Genomic DNA, 18,438 nt, shown 5'->3' with positions numbered 1-18,438 from the left:
TTTCCCACCCTTTTAAACCTCTCCCTCAAAAAATTCAATTATCGCCGGAGTTATATCAAGAAGCGAATTTATTCTTCTGCCGACTTTCTCCCGAGCCTTGCCCCAAATTATAGTCGGAACTTTATTCATCGTATGCGTCTTAACGGACAAATCCTCAAGATTTCCATGGTCACTTGTCAAAATTATCAAATGCTTCCCAAGGTCAACCTTTGAAAGTAAAGAATCAAGGAAACGCTCAATTCTATCAATATACTTAATTGCAAGTTCAAAGTTTTGCTCGTGACCAGCTTCATCTGTAAAAGGAAATTCATACAAGACAAAATCATACTCTTCAAGGAGCCCAGCGAGGATTTCCCCGGATTCCTCAGGGGTGATAACCTTTATGTCAGGGTAAAACCTTTTCAAAAATTCACCGGTTAAATCCGCTGGTATTGCCTTTCCCTCCTGAAGCTCTATGTCACACCATCTGAATGGTATATCAGAAGCCATAACCGCATAAGTTGTCGCTGAAAGCTTTTCACCGCGAAGTTCAAAATAATGTTTGGAATAAGCGTTTGCAAAGGTTGCCTTTTTACCGAGATTTTTCAACTTCAAAAAGATACTCTCTGAAAGAAGAATTTGCCTGAGCGTTGGTGTTGGCAGACCATTTATGTGACCGTTCATTATTTTCGGAGCATTAACCCCTGTGAAAATCACCGTCTGACCTGTAGCACTTTGTGGAAGACCAGAAATATCCAAAGTTGCATCCGTTGGAATAATTATCCCGCCATATTCAGCGGTATAATCACCACCATCATTAAAGGCGCGAAAAAATTTTGACTTGTATCTTGCAAATGGATTTATTTCGGGATTGTTTTCGCCAATCCCGATGCCATCAAAAAATAAAAGAGCAACCGACATAATTTAAAAATCAACGCTTAATTTTAAATTCGCCCTTAAACCAAAATTGAAATCGTAACCAAATTCTGCCTTTGTCTTTATCTTTTTATTTTTAACCGCAGCATCAACAACAGCATCAATCGCACTTAAAACATGATTTGCCACAACAATGAAAAGAGAGGTTGAAGCGATTGAATAAAAATCGTTCGCTTTGCCCCTTTCAAGTGAATAAAACTTAAACTTCTCCGTCGGCTGTAAAAGGCGAACATCTTCGGGGACAAATCCACTATCAAAATCATTCCATCCCGGGGCATACTGATGGTATTTACCGATCAGCTCATAATATTGCTGTTCACCATAATAAGGCAAAGTATGTGAGAAACCACCCGAAAGACGACTTATATATCTTTCCGCCTCGTTCAACTTTGACCAATCAACCCTTTGCCACGGCTTCAAACTTTCATTTTGATCTATTTGAACTATCGGTGCATCAGGTGTTCCGTATTTCTCCATCCATTCGTTCATCCACATAGTATAACGAACAACGCTCCAATTCTCATCTGCGTATTGCTTAAATTTCCTTGTTTGCTCATCACCTTTCTTGGAATATACAAAATAAGCAGACCACGAAGCGATTTCAGCTATGAAAAATAAAGCCGACTTTAAATAACTGCCTGTATATATTTGACCACTACCAGGGATTAAACCTGACATCAAACCCGCTTTTAACACAGAGTACTTTCCCCTCTCAACGACTTTTGCACTTGAAAAATCAAGCGATATATCACCTGTCCTTACTGGAATATCTTGTGCTTTCAAAGCTGTGGATAAAATCAAGATAGATATAAAACATCGCATAAAATTATTCAAGCGAGTCAAACTCAAATACGAGCCCGAAGTAAAACCTAAATTCACGACCATAACTGAACCTCTCTTTATTTACAACCCTTTCAAATTTATCAAACCCGTAAGCGACGCTGAAAAATAACTTCATCGGAAAGATATAAAAGGAAGTCCCGTCAATTCTTAATTCAACCCCTGCGTCTTTTTTAAAATTATCCAAGTTAAACTTTTCACTCCAAGCATTTCCAAAATTAAAGAAAACACCAGCATAAACTCTATTTATCCCGAACTGTAAAAACTGAAGCGACAATCTCTCATAAATTGGAAATCTATAAACAGACCTTAACATCAACACCTCATTCCCGCCGAAAGAATAAAAAGAATAACCACGCATGCCTATTAAACCACCGATATAAAAATCAAAAAATTCATTCACTGGCTTACCAATTATGCTTCCATATTTCAAAATTAAACCGAGAGCGTGATTTTTAAATGGCAACTTCAAATATTCATTCCATCCCAATTCAAATCGCCAAAAGTTATAATTCTTGTAAACAGGGACAAGAAATCCATTCTTGAGCTCATAAGTTCCATCGGGATTTAATTTATTCAATTCGTAATTCAATCGCAAAATCACTTTCCTACCGATTGGATTTATATCCGAATTGCTCCTCGGCAAAATATCCCTAAATGTCAAATTAAGATAGAAAACCCTACCGATAAAATAAACATCATCTGATGATGGGACGAGCATATTCGTCTCCGGTATCGTAAAGCTTTTTATCTCGGCTGAATATCTTGAAAAAGTGAAACCAGTTTTCAAATTTAAGTTCTGCAGAAAAAGCCTCCAATGAAACAATAAATCAACCTCGGTCAGGTGATAAACTATATCAACGGGGATTAAATTCAACCCAAGTTCAAGATTAAATTTCGTTCTTCTTGTTATATTGTATGCTTCAAGCGAAAATTTTGGCTTTAGACCAAGTTGATAAAGTATCGGGATTCTATCGCTAAACTCAAATATCAAGAAAAGGTCTCTTTCAAACTTTCGGTTAATAAGTCCTCCACCGAACAAACTATATTTTCCAAGAACATCCGTTGAATGAGCGTAAAATCCAATTTTCAATTTGTCAATTCCTTTGTCATGCTTGTTATAATTGTCAAGCCGAATCACAGGATAGAAAGAAATCGGAGTATAAACATTGCTATATTCCTTGCTCTCAAACTCCGGCAAATCCGCATCGTTATAATCGTTTGACTTTGAAATTTGCATCTGCTCTATAATCCCATCGCCCATCGCAAGCAGATTAACACCATTGCTTGGCTTAAACCGTTTGAAACCATTGATATATGCTATTTTAAATCCGTCAGATGTATAAGTTGAATAAACGAGTTTATCCCCATAGACATCGGGCATAAAGGCACCGCCATAGACATTTGTCAGTTGCATAATCTCACCAGTTGCGATGTCAAACTCATAGATATTGAACACGCCATTTCTATCCGAGGAAAAATAGATTTTGCTCCCGTCAGTTGAAAAGATTGGGTTTCTTTCATCATGTTGCGTTGTGATTGGGCTTTGAAAAGTTTGACTCTCAACATCAATAATCCCAATGTCGCGGTTGTCCTTCAAAAGATAATCAAAAACGATTTTCTTGCCATCTGGTGAAAACGACAGGTTATATATTTGTTCGCCGTTTTTAAAATTCGTCAAATTTTTAAATTTATCTATCCGACTTGAACCTGAAAGTTCCGCAATGCCTATGTTTGCAGTTCCATCTTCATAAAAGACAAATGCAAGATATTTACCATCTGAAGAAACAGCTGGATTTTTCGCCCTCAAGCCATAGGTTAATCTCGTCTCTTTTTTCAATTCAAAATCATAAAAGAACACATCATAAAGATTTTGCCAGTTTTTGTTTTTCCTCGTCCTTTTTGAATAAAAAATTTTTTTACCATCGGCAGACCAAGATATTGAAGAGCTAACCGCATCGGCGATTTTTAATTCCTTTCTCGTTTTAAGTTCAAGAAGATAAAGCGCGGAAATAGAAAAGTAATCATTTTCTTTGTTTGAAATATACGCAATTTTCCCACCCTCGGGTGAGAATTTCGGATAAAAATTACCGAAGCCAGTTTCACAAATAATCTCACCATCAACCCTCTCGCCAATGCTTTCAATTTGCCTTTGATATTTGCCTTTGAGATACTCCCTCCACATATCGTAAAGCTGCTTACCCTCTAGTCCAAGCGCTTTCTTTATCGCCTGATCAATCGTAAGACATAAAGGCGATTTCAATTCCCTTGATATTTCATAAAGTTTATCAACGCCGTAATTTTTGACTATGAATTCAACAAGTGAGAAGCCAGAATTATATACCGACTCATTCCCCAAGCTCGTCTTCCCAAAAGAATTCAACTCCTCCCAAGATAAAAGCTTATTGTCTATAACCTGCATTCTCAAAATCATATCTCTGTGCGTATCCCAGTAATCATAATTTAAATTCGGATGGTTAAATTGCGCAGTTCCCTCAGCAAACCAGGCGGGGACATTAACACCTGAAATTGGGTAAGAGACGATGATGTTTGGAAACCCATAAAGGACATCTGGTCTATTTTCCCGTTCATATCCAAGCCATTGAAGATAAATCGCTGGGACTTTTTTACCGAATTTCATTGCAACTCGCATTTGAATCATATGTGTAAATTCATGCGTCACCACATCCCTGAGCCAGTTATGTGAACCGCGAAGTTCAAAGTCAAGAGCGCTTGCCCAGATTTCAATCCTGTCGTCGTAAAAATATGTGACGCCATTTGAATAATCGTCGTAATCTTTTATGATGAGGTTGATCTTTCGCTCCGGCTTGTAATTGTAAAGGGATGTTATCGGTTCGTAAATCTCCTCTGCTATTTTTGCCACGACTTTTGCAGTCCTTTCTGCCCCTGGATGATAATGAACAAGGAAATGTTCCGTCTCAATCGTCAACCAATCAAGCTCTGTATGAATAAACTCGTCATCTTGGGAAAAGGCAATGGCGAAGATTAAAAAAAATAAACAAAAAGCTCTCATTTCACGATGGCTATCTTTATTATCTTAACATCGCTTCTGCCTTGTGCGTTCGCTTCAATTCGGGCATAATAAACCCCACCTTGAACTTTGCTCACATCCCATTTTACATCAGTTTCAAAATTTGCCGAGGTCATTATATCAAATTCATCAACTTTAAAACCCGCGAGGTCAAAAATTTTTATATTCACTTTTGAATCATAAAATGTCTTCACACGGATAAACGTATAATCACTCAAAACTGGATTTGGCCAGTTGTAAACCTCATTTTTATCAAGTATTTCAGCCCGTGGCAACGGCTCAACAAAAGCAAACTTTGAGGAATAATTTGAATGTTTTTCATCACGAAGGTAACCCCCCCAGAAAACTTTAGCTGGAATTGAACTTGGTTTTATCGTCCAACCATAAAGATAGCCGTCAGAGCTTGCAACAAAAAGATGGACGAGATTGCTCTCATAGAAAACCGACGGCGAACCAACAACCGATGAACTAACAGAAACAGGAAAACCCGAAACTATTTTACCGTAGACATCAAATGCATAAATAAGCCCTGTTTTCGTCCCAACGATTATCTCAGGCAAACTATCTCCGTAAAAATCAACAACAACCGGCGCAGAAACCCAAACGGCATCTCTAACTTTTATCGGAAAATTCATAAGGACAGAACCAAGGTAATTCAACGCCCAAATGTCATCTCCAACAGTTATTATTACATCAGGATAACCATCAGCATTCAAATCGGCAAGTGCTGGAGTTGTGTTCACTTTTGATTTAAAAGGCAACTTTATCATCTTAAAATTACCACTTTGAGTGTTAACTATTGCTATATCCCCATCCTCACCTATTGCTATTACAATTTCAATAGCACCGTTCCCTTTAAGATCAATTCCAGTTGAAGCGACAAAATTAACATTAAACTTCCATTCTCTGCTCTCGGTTTTTACTTTTGTCTTGGAAGTAGCGACCCACATTGAATCACTTGCGATAAGAGAGATAACTGGCTCATCAGAAATTTTAACCTTCCTTTCCAAAGTCCCATCTCTTCTTAAAAAGTTAAGATATCCGGAGCTATCTCCGAAGATAATTTCATTGCGGAAAATCGCTGGTGGTGTTGAAATTTGACTCCCATTTTCAAAGACCCAAACGCTATCAGCAAAGCCATCAAGATTTGAATCAAATGTTTTAAACACGACAACTTTATTACCACTTATCCCGACAACATCCTTTTTCCCGTCCCCATCAACATCAAAAACAGCACAAGGGAAATCGCCTCCAGTTCTTGAATACCTCCCATCTGGGTTCAAAGTTAAACTCGTCCCCGAAGGATTAAAAGCGTAAATTCCAATTGAAGAATTCAAAATTATTTCGTTTTTTGGGTCGTGGTCAATATTTGCAGTCGTAATTGAAGAATTTAATGTTAAACCTTCAATCTGTTTCGGAAAAGAAGGCATCGGACTTAAAATTGTATCGTTTAAACCAACTTTGAAAGTCATCACCGGTGACGGGGCGCTGAAATCATAAATTTTAAAATTAAAATTTGAACGGCTATTCGTTGGATTCCAAGGATAAGAACGAATTGAAAACTCATTTTTGTAAAGAGGAGCTGAATTCCCCAAAAACCACATATCAAACTCCCAGCCGATTTCATCTCCGTAAATAACCTGTGGTCCATCTGCTTCTACAAGTTTAACACCGAGACGCTTCACATCATTGTTTATTGAGTTGGTTTTAATTTTTTCTTCAATCACATTCTCGTCAATATACCATATTAAAATTCCAGACCCGGGCAAAGCCCAGTCGGGCTCGTCAACATCAATCAAGACCCCATAAATTGAATCAACCTCAAAATAATTAAACCCACGCTGTTCACTTGTGAAAACCCTTTCAATAATTCTTTCACCGGTTGAATCGCGCCAGAGAAATTTCAACCTCGCTCCATCTGAGAAGGCATCGCGATTTCTATTCTCAAGGAGAAAGTATTCCTTTTTATTTATTGGGATTTTATAAACAGAACGGCTTGGATCGCTCTGAAATGTGTAAATCGTTAAGGTTGTATCTTTTTGCAAGGTGACCTCAATTGGGTTACATATACCAAGTTTAACCTTTTCCCAAGCTGATGGTGAAGGCGGTAAAACCCCACGATATGAAAAAATCCCCGCTCCGTCCATCAAACCAAACCTGCCAATTCTTGAACGCCCAGTTGCGGTATCAAATAAATCAGGCAAACCAAGAAAACTCGCAAAGTTTGAGACAAGAAGACCATTTAAGCCAAGCTGTAAAAGATTTTCACCTGTTAAAGTTGAAACAACCCTTGATTCTGTCTCCGGTAGAATGATTGAATTTTTAATCCCAAAATCATCACCAATACCATTCTTCCGCAAAAATGAAATAATTGAATCAGTGTTAATAAAAACTGATGGGATGTCGTATGGAGTTGGATTATATCCGTACTCAGCGGATAAATTTATATCCCTACCAACCCCAGCGTGGAAAATTATATAGCAATCATAGGATGAAATCGGTAAATTCATCCTCACACCTGAATTTTTAACAATTGTCCATGTCTCATAAACAAGCCACAAGAGTCGGTCAAATCCTGAGTCTTGAGGTGGTGAATAATATCGCATTTGCTTTGACAAGGTGAAGACAGTATCAATGATTTCATAATCAACATCAATTGAGAACTTCGCGAAATAATTCTTCAAAAACTGAAGATGCGCCTCAAAATATCTTTTATCGTGAGGTGGCGGGTCAATGATTTTTTTGCTCGGAAAACTCAGGTCAAATTTACCATTTCCAGTTGTCAATGGGTCATCATCTGTTTGAAATTCAACCATAACAGCAAGAACTTTATACGCACGCTGGGGTTGTGAAAACAAACAAAAACTCAAGATTAAAGTTAAAATGCTTAACGAAATGAAGCGCATTTTGGAATCACAGGTGATTATATTATTCTTTCTCTCCGAAATTTAACAAAATTGAAAACCTCAATGTGTTAGCAAGCGGGTGATTCGCCTCAAATGTTGAAATGTAGCTGAAATCAACGCCAACTATACTATATCTTATCCCCGCCCCAAAGGTTGCGAATTTCCTCCCCCCAGCTCTTGGGTCTTCATAGAAATAGCCAGCTCTTAATGCGATAAGCTTGGGGCTTCCATACCAATACTCAAACCCAACACCAGTTGTCACCCTTCTCAAACTTGCTTCTTCATTCCAAGCTGTTATCAATGACTTTGGAAGTGGATCGGGTTTTCTCCCCGTACCCGGGTATCTCCTTACGAGAACCCTTCCAAAGTCAACCGCCACTGTAAAATCATTGTACTTCGTCTGAATTACATCAAAGGCGAAACCAAATCTAAGGTGTGTTGGCAATGGATCGGCTTGTTCTTTATCAATATAGTGAATCATTGGACCAAGATTTGAAAGATTTAAACCGACTCCAACTCGTCTTCCGAAAACTTGTTCTCTGAAAAGAACCCCAATATCAAAGCTCACGCCATTTGCGACACCTCTACCTTGCTCTTCCGCAGTGCCAAATGGGGCAAGTTGACTATGGATAAAACGCAAGTTCAATCCCAAGCCCAAATTACTCGCAACCCTCATAGCATAACCAACAGCAACAGCATACTCAAACGCTTTAAATGTCCCAAGATATGTATTGTTCTCATCTCTTCTCTCAAACGAACCGAGATTGAAAAAGGTTATGTTGGCACCAATTGTTGCATCTATCGCTTCAATGTGATGTTTCGCAGTTAAATACTCATACGAAAGGTCTGAACTAAATTGCGGAAGCCATTTTGCATGTGTAAAGCTTATCTCAGTTCCTTTTTGAAAAGCAAGACCAGCTGGGTTCCAGAAAATCGCATTTGCATTGTCAGCCAACGCTACACCAGTTTCACCCATTGCCCCAGCTCTTGAATCAGGTGCTATTAAAAGAAATGGAACTGCGGCATCCCCTCCTTGAGCGTAAGATATTCCAACAAGCAAAATCACGAAGATTGCTGATAAAACGAACGACTTTACGATGCCTCTAATTAACATTTTAATTTACCTCCTTGATTTTTTTGTTTTACAAAAGCCGTAAAACTATTTCAGCGACCCTCCTCTTTTTATTTTAAATATAAAAAATTTTATCGCATCACAACAAGCTTCCCGATTGTTTCAGCTCTTTTTGAGCCGTCAAATGTCTTCACAACGACTTTATAAATGTATACCCCGTTTGCGATTTCATCTCCATCCATATCGCGCCCATCCCATTCAATAGCGATGAAATTCCCCGTAAGCCCAAACCTCTCAATTCTACTTATAAGTTTACCGCTCAAAGTATAAACCTTTATCTCAACATCAACTGGCGTTTCCTCCTCAGTTCCAACCTTTTGAAAAGTAAAATATGTTTTCTCGGAAAATGGATTTGGATAATTAAACACATTGAAAATAGCGAAATCAACACCTTCAACGACATTAAACTCTATCTCCTTAACCGATGAGTTGTTAAAAACATCCCAAGCTCTGACTTTTAAACTGTGTTTCCCGGGCGATAACTTTGGAAGTTTGTAAACCACCTTCCCCCTTTTATAATCGTCAAGTTCTGATTTGTAGAACTCCGTCAAGTCAATCCCCGTCGGATTGTCATCAATAAATGCCTCAATTCTATGCCCTATCGCAGAAGTTGAAATGTTAATCCCGCTTTCATCTGAAATTTCAACGATTAGCGTCGGTTCATTCGTCACGACATCACCAGACCTAAAATTTTTATTGTTCAAATAAACTTCAATCTCTGGACCAACTCTGTCAATTGTAAAGGTTGAATCTATCCCATTGATGATTACATTTGTCGTATATCCGATGCCGTCAACGCCATCGCCATAATAATAAGCCAAAATTTTTGACTTTGAATTTGAAAATGAAATATCTTTAGGGATGATGAATTCTCCGTAGAACCGCCCTTTGTCAAGTGTATACTCTCCCTTGAAAAGCAAATTCCCTTGATCTATGAAGTTAAACCTTGTTCCCATTTCGTCAGTGTAACTTAAATTTTTCAGCGCATCAAAAAGTATAAGTTCAACTTTTCCGGATAACTCAATTTTAACTTGATTGTTTTTAAACGAACTACCAGAAAGTTTAACTTTACCAAGAGCTTTTAGCTGAACCGTTTGCTGTTTCGGGCTCAATCCATTTATTGAGTCAATCTCCGCAGAATATCTCGGAATCACAAGTCGCGTTGCCGGGTCAGCAAGCAAGATAAATTTTCTATCATTGAGCGATGTTTGAACCTGTTTGACTTTGAAAATCGCCTCACCGAGCGTTGAGGTCTTGTATTCATCAGTTTGTTTAAACAACTCAGCGAAAAACTTATAATTGAAGACAGCATTGTCGCCAGAATAGACAAGACGAGTGGATGAAAGCACACCGATAGCACCAGCATCTTTTAAAAGCAATAAAACCTCAGCAGAACTCTGCGTTTTCGGATTATCAAACCTTGCAAAATCACATGTCGCTGCAATTATAAAAGGAGTCCTGCTTCCATTTCTCAAATTTTGAATTGTATAACCAAACTCAAAAACCCTCTCATGTGCCCAGACGAAAGGATTGCCATGACCAATCCAGTTAACGATGACGCAACCACGATTTATATAATCAACGAGCGCCCTCGCTGCATCTGGCTTTCTACGACCGGCGGAAGTATAAACCGTTGGATAAGCGACAAGATAGAGCTTCCTTTTATCAACAAATTCCGGGGTATAGTAATTTGAAAGAGTTTCGCTTTGATATGTATGAATTGTCCCATCATAATCACTGCCAGAGACCATACCATCATCAGCAGCAAACAAAATGATGTTCCTCCAGTTTCCAAAATCTTTTCCAGTTTCATACTGGATAATTTTATTCACTACCGCTTCCGCCTCGTCTTGCTTTTGAACGGGCAAACGACCTATTGCCATATCAATATAAACATCCGGTGTCAAAAGAACATAAAAATCATCAGATGTATAGGTTAAAATCTGTTGCAAACCTTCACGGCTTTCGTAAGGAGGTATCCAATTTTTATCCGAAATCTCAACATTTCTATAATCATAATCTCCATCTCCAAACAAAAGAACATAAAACGGCTTTTTATTCCACCGCTCAAAAGCGAATCTCAAAAAATCCCTTATCGCAACAGGATCAAACATACCACATGAAAACTCGTTATATATATCCGTCACATCAACTACAAGTGTTTTAAGCGAGTCCTTTCTTGATCTGTGTTCGGCGAGTTTCTTCGCCTGTGGGATAAAGTCCGGATGAGCTATAACAACCCAATCAGCACCCTCAACCTCGCCTCTTAAATTCGTATTCTTCACCTTTTCAATTCGTGTGACATTTTTATATCCATTGTTCCCAACTCCAATGAACCGCTTGATATCACCGCTTTGTTGCGAAACTTGAAATACAAATTCACCCGCATTTATATTCCCTGAAATCAACTTGACATCTTTAAAATCGCTTACATCAAAAACCCTGATATCATTTGACGAGAACCCATAAACTTTATACTCAACGATGGCGGTCGTGTCATAGGAATAAAAAGAAATGAAATCGTTCACAGCTTTAAAACTTCTAGGATAAATTATCTCAAACCAATCAATATATCCAGCCACAGCTTGACCCACCCAGTTAAAATAAAATTTCAAGTTGCTTCTCGAATCCGGCAGATTCCCCGAATATGTAAATGTCCTTGGCCCTGACTTAACAGCGTAGAAATCAATTAAAGAGCCAAGCCCCTCAAGTATAACCGTGCCAAGGTCAATTCTACCAAGCTCATAATCCCCTTCCTTGATGATAAACCAATTTGGTCCAGCAGACCTTGAAGCAACTTGAATTCTATATTTTATCAGTCCCCCTGGGATAAGTTCATCAAGCTTTGTGACATAACTTAACATATTGAAACCTTCTCTTGCTTCAACTGAAGACATAAACCAATCGCGTCCCGACTCCGTTAAATTTATCTTCTGCTCGTCTTTAAAGACAAGACCAACTGTATAACTTGGTCTAAATGGTGAAGCGATGTTTAACGATTGAATGATCCGCATTCTTTTACCTGGCTGACCTCCGAATGTGAGAAAGTAATAATTTTCATCGGTATAATCGTTAACATAGTGAGTGAATTCCTTCGCCTCCGGATTATAGTTCCAACCGGATGTCCCGCGACCGTAAAAAATTATATAATCACCCTGATCAAATCTTCCATCATCCTCGCCATAAATTAAAATTGCGTTTTCAATCAATCCCTCAGGTCTTGGCTCACGGACATCTTCCGGGAGTTGATATCCGCCGTTGTTAAAAATTTTTATAGTCCTCGGGTCAATGTTATCAGGGTTTATACCAGCATTCCTAAGGTCTTGGTAAGTTATCTTGTAAATTCCCTCATCCTTGATCGGAATTTTATACCAATCTCCAGTTGCAAACTGGCTATCACTTGGTTTAGATAAGCGAAGCGCTTCAATTTTCCAATTTTTCGCAAACTCATAATTGACGAAAGTTTGCGCAATTTTCAAATCAAATTTATCCGCCCTTGAAAACACAGTTTCACCCTGTCCATATCTCAACACAAATTTTATCTTCGTGTAAAACCTCACCTTTCCAATCCCTGGGTTATATTGAATTGGATAAACTTTTATCTGTGAGACAATGTAATTCCTTGCAACACCGATTTCCCCAAGCTGAACTATTTCACCAGGTATGAACTCAAACGAGCGATAAACTTCATCAAAAGAATAACTTTTCGCGTAAGAGATTGAATCCTTAATCAATATCGGGTTTGGCTTTAATTTCACGCCCTCGTACTCCACATACGAGGTCTCAATTAAGTTGAGCGAATTACCAATTTTTGATTTAAACGCAATTGGGAAAATCCGAACAGGGATTTGTGGTTTACCAGGGGTATAATCGGCTATGCTTGTGTTTAAAATCTGAAATGATAAAAGCATCCCTTCGGGTGAAAGCGTCGTATCTATGTTTAAAAGATAAGGCGTATATTCAATTACAATTTCGTCTGATGACTGTGAAACGATTGAAAAATCCCGAAGATATTGAGCCGAGGTTAATTGACTTATGAAAATTAAAAAAAGAAACAAAAAAGGACGGTTGCCAAGCGAACTTGCGTTAAAGGCGTCGTTTTTTTGCATATCGTATTCACTTGGTTTTTGCTTTACATTTGACATACTAATTCAAAGAGATAAAACCTTTAACGAAGTCGCTATAAGCAACCGTCCTTATTTTTAACAGTCAAAAGCAATATAAAGATATTTTTTACAAAAGTCAAGTTTTACCATTTAAACCTTTGACTTTGTCCCAAGCATTTAATAATTTTCTCTGGAAACGAAATTGTTCTTTCTTTGGTTAATGTTTTTTGAAAACAAATCGTTAAGGTTTAGGAAAACTTGATAAGTTTAATAGCGGTCTCAATTTTTGCTCTTATAATCATCGTTGTCTTATGGTTTACTTTTGACTTGTTGCAAAAGAAAAAGAAATTGCTTCCGGAGTTTATAAATGGTAAGCCAACGATTATGTATTTCTGGGTTGATAACCATCGTTGCAGAAAGATGAACTCTGCGGTTGAAAAAATAAAAAACGAATATTGTGGAAGTGTCAAAGTTCTAACTTTTAATGCGATCAAAGATTACAAAACTTCAGAAAATTATCTCGTTTTCAATGTGCCGATGATAATTTTATTTGACAGGGAGGGTAATCAAGTTATAAGAGTCACTGAACCAAATGAACTACCGAAGCTTGAGAAAAAAATAAAAGAAATAATCTAAAGGAGGTGAAATCCGATGAGAATTGGAATTTTAACTGGTGGGGGCGATTGCCCAGGGTTAAACGCTGCAATAAGGTCGGTTGTAAGAAAGGCGCTTGCATCAGGGTATGAAACTATAGGGATAAAATATGGCTGGAAAGGTTTAATGAAACTTGATATTTACCCACTTGATTTAAATAACATCTCCGGAATCCTACCTCGCGGTGGAACAATACTTGGCACATCAAGGACGAATCCTTACAAACATCCCGACGGTGAAAAATCAATACTTGAAAATCTTGAAAAAGCAGGGATTGACGCACTCGTTGCCATCGGCGGTGAAGATACATTAAGCGTTGCTTACAAACTATACAAAGCTGGCGTAAATGTCATCGGAATCCCTAAAACAATAGATAACGATGTCCGCGGAACCGACTACTCAATTGGCTTTGACACTGCCGTAAACATCGCAATGGAGGCAATTGACAGAATCCACACAACAGCCGAAAGCCACAACCGTGTTGCAGTCGTTGAAGTCATGGGAAGACACACAGGATGGATAGCCCTATATTCAGGACTGGCAGGTGGTGCAGATGTAATTCTAATCCCTGAAAAACCGTTTGACATTGATCAGGTCTGTCAAATAATTGAAAGAAGACATGCAAGAGGGAAGAATTTCAGCATAGTTGTAGTAGCTGAGGGTGCAAAATTTAAAGTTGAACCACAAGTTGATAAAGATGGCACACTTATAGTCCAAGACCTTAGGGTTGATGAGTTTGGACATGTTCGCCTCGGTGGTATTGGTAATCTTGTCGCTGATCAAATTGAGAAAAAAACCGGCATGGAAGCAAGAGCGACAATCCTTGGACATATCCAAAGAGGTGGAGTACCAACCGCTTTTGATAGAATACTTGCGACAAGATTCGGAGTAAAAGCTGTTGAATTGATCAATGAGAAAAAGTTTGGCTATATGACATCAATTCAAGGCAACAATATAACTGAAATTGAACTAAGTGAAGTAGTCGGTGGTCTTAAAATGGTTGACATTGAACTATTTGAAGTAGCCGAGGTTTTCTTCGGATAAAAGCAAACATTAAATAAAGAGAATAACTTTCAGATGGCGATAGATATTGCGCTGGTCCATCCGCTTTTTATTGAAAAGGACCCTGTTGAGAAAAAGATAATGACCCCGTATTTCCCACTTGGGTTGATGTATATTGCAAGCGTCTTGAGGGAAAATGGATATGAAGTTGAGCTCTTTGATTGCACTTTTAGAAAAGATTTCAATGAGTTTGAAAATTATATCAAGTTAAAAAAGCCAAAAATTGTCGGCATCACCTCTTTAATAACGATTCGCCGAAACGCTTTAATACTTGCTGAGATTGCACATCGCTATGGTGCAAAAGTAATACTCGGTGGTCCAGACCCAACTGCCTTGCCAGAAAGATACCTTTTATACAAGACAACCGATGGTGAATTTCCAGTTGATATCGTTGTTTTTGATGAAGGCGAGATAACGATGCTTGAACTTGCAAATTTCCTCTTGAAAAATGAAGGATATAACGATTTAAGAGAAATCCCAGGGCTGAGGTTAAGGGATAAAAACGGAAAAATTATCTCAACCCCACCAAGACCTCTAATTCAAAACCTTGATTTACTCCCATTTCCCGCAAGAGAACTTGTTGATATGGATGATTACAGAAGGGCTTGGAAAAAAGCACATGGCTACTGGTCTTTAACAATTATAAATAGCAGAGGATGTCCCTACCATTGCGCTTGGTGTCAAAAAGCTGTTTTCGGAAGAAAATACAGAATAAGAACCCCGGAAAATAGCGCTGAAGAAATGAAACTTCTAAAAAATGTCTTCTCCCCCGATTTCATCAGAGTTGTTGACGATATAACGGGTGTTCAGAAAAATTGGGTTTTAAAATGGAGTCAAGAAGTTATAAAGAGAAATGCAATTATACCTTTTGAATGCTTGACAAGGGTAAACCTCGCCTCGGAAGATATGCTGAAAGCATTGAAAGATATGGGATGTGAGAAAATTTATTTCGGCGCTGAATCCGGCTCACAAAAAGTCCTTGATACAATGGAAAAAGGAATAACAGTTGAACAAATCTATAGAGCATCTGAACTTTGCAAAAAACTCGGAATCAAAACATACTTTTTTATGATGGTCGGATATCCGGGCGAAGAAATTGAAGACCTTAAACTTTCCGTGAAACTTCTAAGAGAAACCCTGCCAGATGAATTTAGCACAACGATAGCTTACCCATTGCCTGGGACAAAATTTTACGAACAAGTCAGAGATAGATTAATGTTTGAATCCCAGGAATGGATGCTTGATTGGGATTATACAGCTGAGAATAAACTTTTGTTCAAACGAGAGAAATACAATACCACTTTTTATCGCTGGGTTGTGAGATGGTTCAACAGGGAATGGAAAGATGCATGGTATAAAGCAGGGAAAAAAGCAACAATTTTTGAAATAACTAAAAACAAAATTGAACTTGGAATAACTAAAACAATTGTAAATCTCCTTGCTCAAGTTCAAACATCAAACATCGTTAGATTCCAACCGGCTGAGGGAAGATGAAATGGACGAGTTAAAAGTAAATAAATCTTTCTGGGATTTTTACGCCGAAATTTACGATGAAAAGAAAGCTGACTTTGATAAATATCTGCGCGGAAGAAGTATAAAAACACTTCAAACTTTTTTCAAGCCAGGGCAAAACTTGATTGAAATCGGTTGTGGCACTGGAACCGAATCACTTGAGATGATAAAATATGGTTGCAAACTTACATTGACCGATCTATCACCTCAAATGTTGAAAAAAGCATATGAAAAAATCGGGGACAAGGCAAGATATGTAAATTTACCAGCCGAATATATTGACTCCTTCAAAATTCAATTTGATGGGGCTTATTCTTCATTTGGCGTTTTAAACTGTGTAACGGACATAGGGGAATTTTTCAAAAAGCTTCACACAATTCTAAAACCCAATGCGTATTTCATCGCTTCAATTATAAACCGATGGTATTGGGGTGATTTTCTCTTCTTCGCACTTGGGATAACGAACTATCTTAAAAAGAGGTTAAAGGGTTGGGGTTATATTTCCGTTGATGGAAAGGAATATAATGCAAAGGCGAATTTTTACTCAGTTTTTAAAATCAAGAAAATTGCAAGCCCATATTTTGAACTTGAAAAATGTATTGCTTTCCCAATTCTCCTTCCACCCCCTTATCTCAAACCCAAAGATAGGTTGCCCGAGAAAATTTTCAAAATCCTTGACAAAATTGAAAGCGCACTTAATGGTCTCTTCCCGTTCAAATACTTCGGTGAACAAACAATTTTCATTTTCAGACGGAAATGAAGGGCGAAATAAAAATTGATATAGGCTACCCGATAACCGCCAGCCCAGTTGTATTTGATTTAAACTCAGACGGAATAGATGAATTGATAATCACGGCAGATAAAATTTACATCTTTGACACTTTTAATTTTAAACTTATCAAGACATTTCAAGCCCGAGGACCATTTGCTTCAACTCCTGAAATTTACACATCAAAAAATGGAATTAAATTTATCGTCGTCGGCTCGGATGACGATGAGCTTCACTTCTTCCCGCTGGATGATCAAATAAAACCATTTTCGTTTAAAACGAATGGGGATGTGTTTAGCTCACCTTTAATAAATGATGTTGACGGCGATGGATTTGATGAAGTGATATTCGGTTCGGATGACTACAACCTTTACGCTTTGAAGATAAACGAAGAAGCGGAAATCATAGATGTTAAAACCTTTAAAACAAACGGCTTCGTTTCGTCCTCACCAACTCTGTTCCCCAGAGATGAATTTACATTTGACATCGTGATTGGTTCATGGGACGAGAATATCTACAGAGTTGACGGCTCAAAATTAACCGTTAAATGGCAAACCCCACTTTCAAATTTCATATGGTCATCGCCCGCTGTCTGTGATTCAAACGGAGATGGTAAATTTGAAATAATATGCGTTTCAAGTTCAATTTTCATAATTAATGAATCCGGCGAGGTGCTTGGTTCAAAACCTTTGGGGAGTTTCACCGTTTCTTCACCAGCAATTTGTGACATTGACGAAGATGGCATTGCTGAAATAATTGTTCTTGCTGACGGCATTTATATTTTTAAACCGAACCTTTCAACTGAAGAAAACTTTCCGTCAAGATTTAAATCAACATTTTGGTCATCCCCTATTATTTGCGATGTGAATGGAGATGATATTCAAGAAGTCATCGCTTGCGATTATAACGGAAATGTATGGGTTTTAAATCATAAAGCCGAACTCATCCCAGAGTTTAACAAACAGATTGCCACCTCAATTGTTTCAACACCACTTGCATTTGACATTGATGATGACGGTTTCATTGAAATTGTAATATGCACAATGGATGGGAAAATTTGGATCATCCCGACAAAGGGAAGGAAGTCAAAATGGGATAAATTTAGAGGAAAGGAAAACGGACTTGTCACAGAAAAATTTAAATCATTTCCTAATCCATCAACCTTTGAAAAAAATTATTATGGGGATACATCAATAATTGATGCCAAAATTAGAAAAGTAAAACGCGGGAGAATTAAAGCTTGGGAATTGTTCCTAAAGGTTGAAAATGCCCTATTTAAAAAAGGAACGATGTATTTCTTCAAACACGGCGAGTGGTTCCCTTCACCGATCTTTGGCGATGGCGAAAATTTTATAGCAAGGTTTCCCCCATTTAAAAAATTTTCAATCGTCAAATGGTTCGTTGAACTTCAATTCTACAATGGAAAAACTTTAAGATTTCCTGAAAAAGGATTTAAGTTTTTTATCACAACTTAAAAAGGAGGCAAAGCA

At 38.0% G+C, this 18,438-nt stretch carries 11 protein-coding genes; 5 read left to right on the top strand and 6 right to left on the bottom strand.

The window, feature by feature from the left end; genetic code table 11:
• Window positions 1-12: 12 nt before the first annotated feature.
• From FKZ43_RS02315 to porU, 6 genes are all read right to left on the bottom strand, one after another.
• Entirely contained in the window at window positions 13-900 is an 888-nt protein-coding gene (locus FKZ43_RS02315) for an alkaline phosphatase family protein (protein WP_140944269.1), read from the bottom strand.
• 3 nt (window positions 901-903) lie between these two features.
• On the bottom strand, window positions 904-1,737 hold the full coding sequence (locus FKZ43_RS02310; RefSeq protein WP_140944268.1) for a hypothetical protein: 834 nt from the start codon (window positions 1,735-1,737) through the stop codon (window positions 904-906).
• A 4-nt stretch (window positions 1,738-1,741) separates the two neighbouring features.
• The gene (locus FKZ43_RS02305) at window positions 1,742-4,789 is read right to left on the bottom strand and encodes a peptidase MA family metallohydrolase (RefSeq protein WP_140944267.1); all 3,048 of its coding nucleotides are present in this window, start codon (window positions 4,787-4,789) and stop codon (window positions 1,742-1,744) included.
• On the bottom strand, window positions 4,786-7,713 hold the full coding sequence (locus tag FKZ43_RS02300) for a T9SS-dependent M6-like inactivated metalloprotease (RefSeq protein ID WP_140944266.1): 2,928 nt from the start codon (window positions 7,711-7,713) through the stop codon (window positions 4,786-4,788). Before FKZ43_RS02300 ends, FKZ43_RS02305 begins: the two co-directional genes overlap by 4 nt.
• A 22-nt stretch (window positions 7,714-7,735) precedes the next feature.
• A complete protein-coding gene (gene porV, locus FKZ43_RS02295; protein WP_235894664.1) occupies window positions 7,736-8,827 on the bottom strand; it encodes a type IX secretion system outer membrane channel protein PorV in 1,092 nt (363 codons plus the stop codon).
• 89 nt (window positions 8,828-8,916) lie between these two features.
• Window positions 8,917-12,990, bottom strand: coding sequence for a type IX secretion system sortase PorU (porU, locus tag FKZ43_RS02290; RefSeq protein ID WP_140944265.1), 4,074 nt, complete (start codon window positions 12,988-12,990; stop codon window positions 8,917-8,919).
• A gap of 219 nt (window positions 12,991-13,209) precedes the next feature.
• On the opposite strand from porU, the gene FKZ43_RS02285 reads away from it, so the two are divergent.
• From FKZ43_RS02285 to FKZ43_RS02265, 5 genes are read left to right on the top strand one after another with little or no spacing between them, the layout of a single operon-like run.
• A complete protein-coding gene (locus tag FKZ43_RS02285; protein ID WP_140944264.1) occupies window positions 13,210-13,587 on the top strand; it encodes a thioredoxin domain-containing protein in 378 nt (125 codons plus the stop codon).
• A 15-nt stretch (window positions 13,588-13,602) separates the two neighbouring features.
• Window positions 13,603-14,649, top strand: coding sequence for a 6-phosphofructokinase (locus FKZ43_RS02280; protein ID WP_140944263.1), 1,047 nt, complete (start codon window positions 13,603-13,605; stop codon window positions 14,647-14,649).
• A 33-nt stretch (window positions 14,650-14,682) separates the two neighbouring features.
• Window positions 14,683-16,161, top strand: a complete 1,479-nt coding sequence (locus FKZ43_RS02275) for a B12-binding domain-containing radical SAM protein (protein WP_140944262.1) — start codon at window positions 14,683-14,685, stop codon at window positions 16,159-16,161.
• Between the two features lies 1 nt (window position 16,162).
• The gene (locus FKZ43_RS02270; RefSeq protein WP_140944261.1) at window positions 16,163-16,939 is read left to right on the top strand and encodes a class I SAM-dependent methyltransferase; all 777 of its coding nucleotides are present in this window, start codon (window positions 16,163-16,165) and stop codon (window positions 16,937-16,939) included.
• Window positions 16,936-18,423 carry an FG-GAP repeat domain-containing protein gene (locus FKZ43_RS02265; protein WP_140944260.1) on the top strand — a complete coding sequence of 496 codons (1,488 nt, stop codon included), beginning with the start codon at window positions 16,936-16,938 and terminating at the stop codon, window positions 18,421-18,423. The genes FKZ43_RS02270 and FKZ43_RS02265 overlap by 4 nt, the downstream gene beginning before the upstream one ends.
• Window positions 18,424-18,438 lie beyond the last annotated feature (15 nt).

It is taken from the genome of Candidatus Thermokryptus mobilis, from assembly GCF_900070205.1.
In the GTDB taxonomy this organism is placed as follows: domain Bacteria; phylum Bacteroidota; class Ignavibacteria; order Kryptoniales; family Kryptoniaceae; genus Kryptonium; species Kryptonium mobile.
The sequence above is the reverse complement of the archived record's forward strand: the minus strand, read 5'-3'. Positions and strand labels throughout refer to the sequence as shown.

What these genes read in the sequence shown, in the direction of transcription:
- FKZ43_RS02315 (WP_140944269.1), bottom strand. Translation starts at nt 900, where the DNA reads ATGTCGGTTGCTCTTTTATTTTTTGATGGCATCGGGATTGGCGAAAAC.
- FKZ43_RS02310 (WP_140944268.1), bottom strand. Translation starts at nt 1,737, where the DNA reads ATGCGATGTTTTATATCTATCTTGATTTTATCCACAGCTTTGAAAGCA.
- FKZ43_RS02305 (WP_140944267.1), bottom strand. Translation starts at nt 4,789, where the DNA reads ATGAGAGCTTTTTGTTTATTTTTTTTAATCTTCGCCATTGCCTTTTCC.
- FKZ43_RS02300 (WP_140944266.1), bottom strand. Translation starts at nt 7,713, where the DNA reads ATGCGCTTCATTTCGTTAAGCATTTTAACTTTAATCTTGAGTTTTTGT.
- porV (WP_235894664.1), bottom strand. Translation starts at nt 8,827, where the DNA reads ATGTTAATTAGAGGCATCGTAAAGTCGTTCGTTTTATCAGCAATCTTC.
- porU (WP_140944265.1), bottom strand. Translation starts at nt 12,990, where the DNA reads ATGTCAAATGTAAAGCAAAAACCAAGTGAATACGATATGCAAAAAAAC.
- FKZ43_RS02280 (WP_140944263.1), top strand. Translation starts at nt 13,603, where the DNA reads ATGAGAATTGGAATTTTAACTGGTGGGGGCGATTGCCCAGGGTTAAAC.
- FKZ43_RS02275 (WP_140944262.1), top strand. Translation starts at nt 14,683, where the DNA reads ATGGCGATAGATATTGCGCTGGTCCATCCGCTTTTTATTGAAAAGGAC.
- FKZ43_RS02270 (WP_140944261.1), top strand. Translation starts at nt 16,163, where the DNA reads ATGGACGAGTTAAAAGTAAATAAATCTTTCTGGGATTTTTACGCCGAA.
- FKZ43_RS02265 (WP_140944260.1), top strand. Translation starts at nt 16,936, where the DNA reads ATGAAGGGCGAAATAAAAATTGATATAGGCTACCCGATAACCGCCAGC.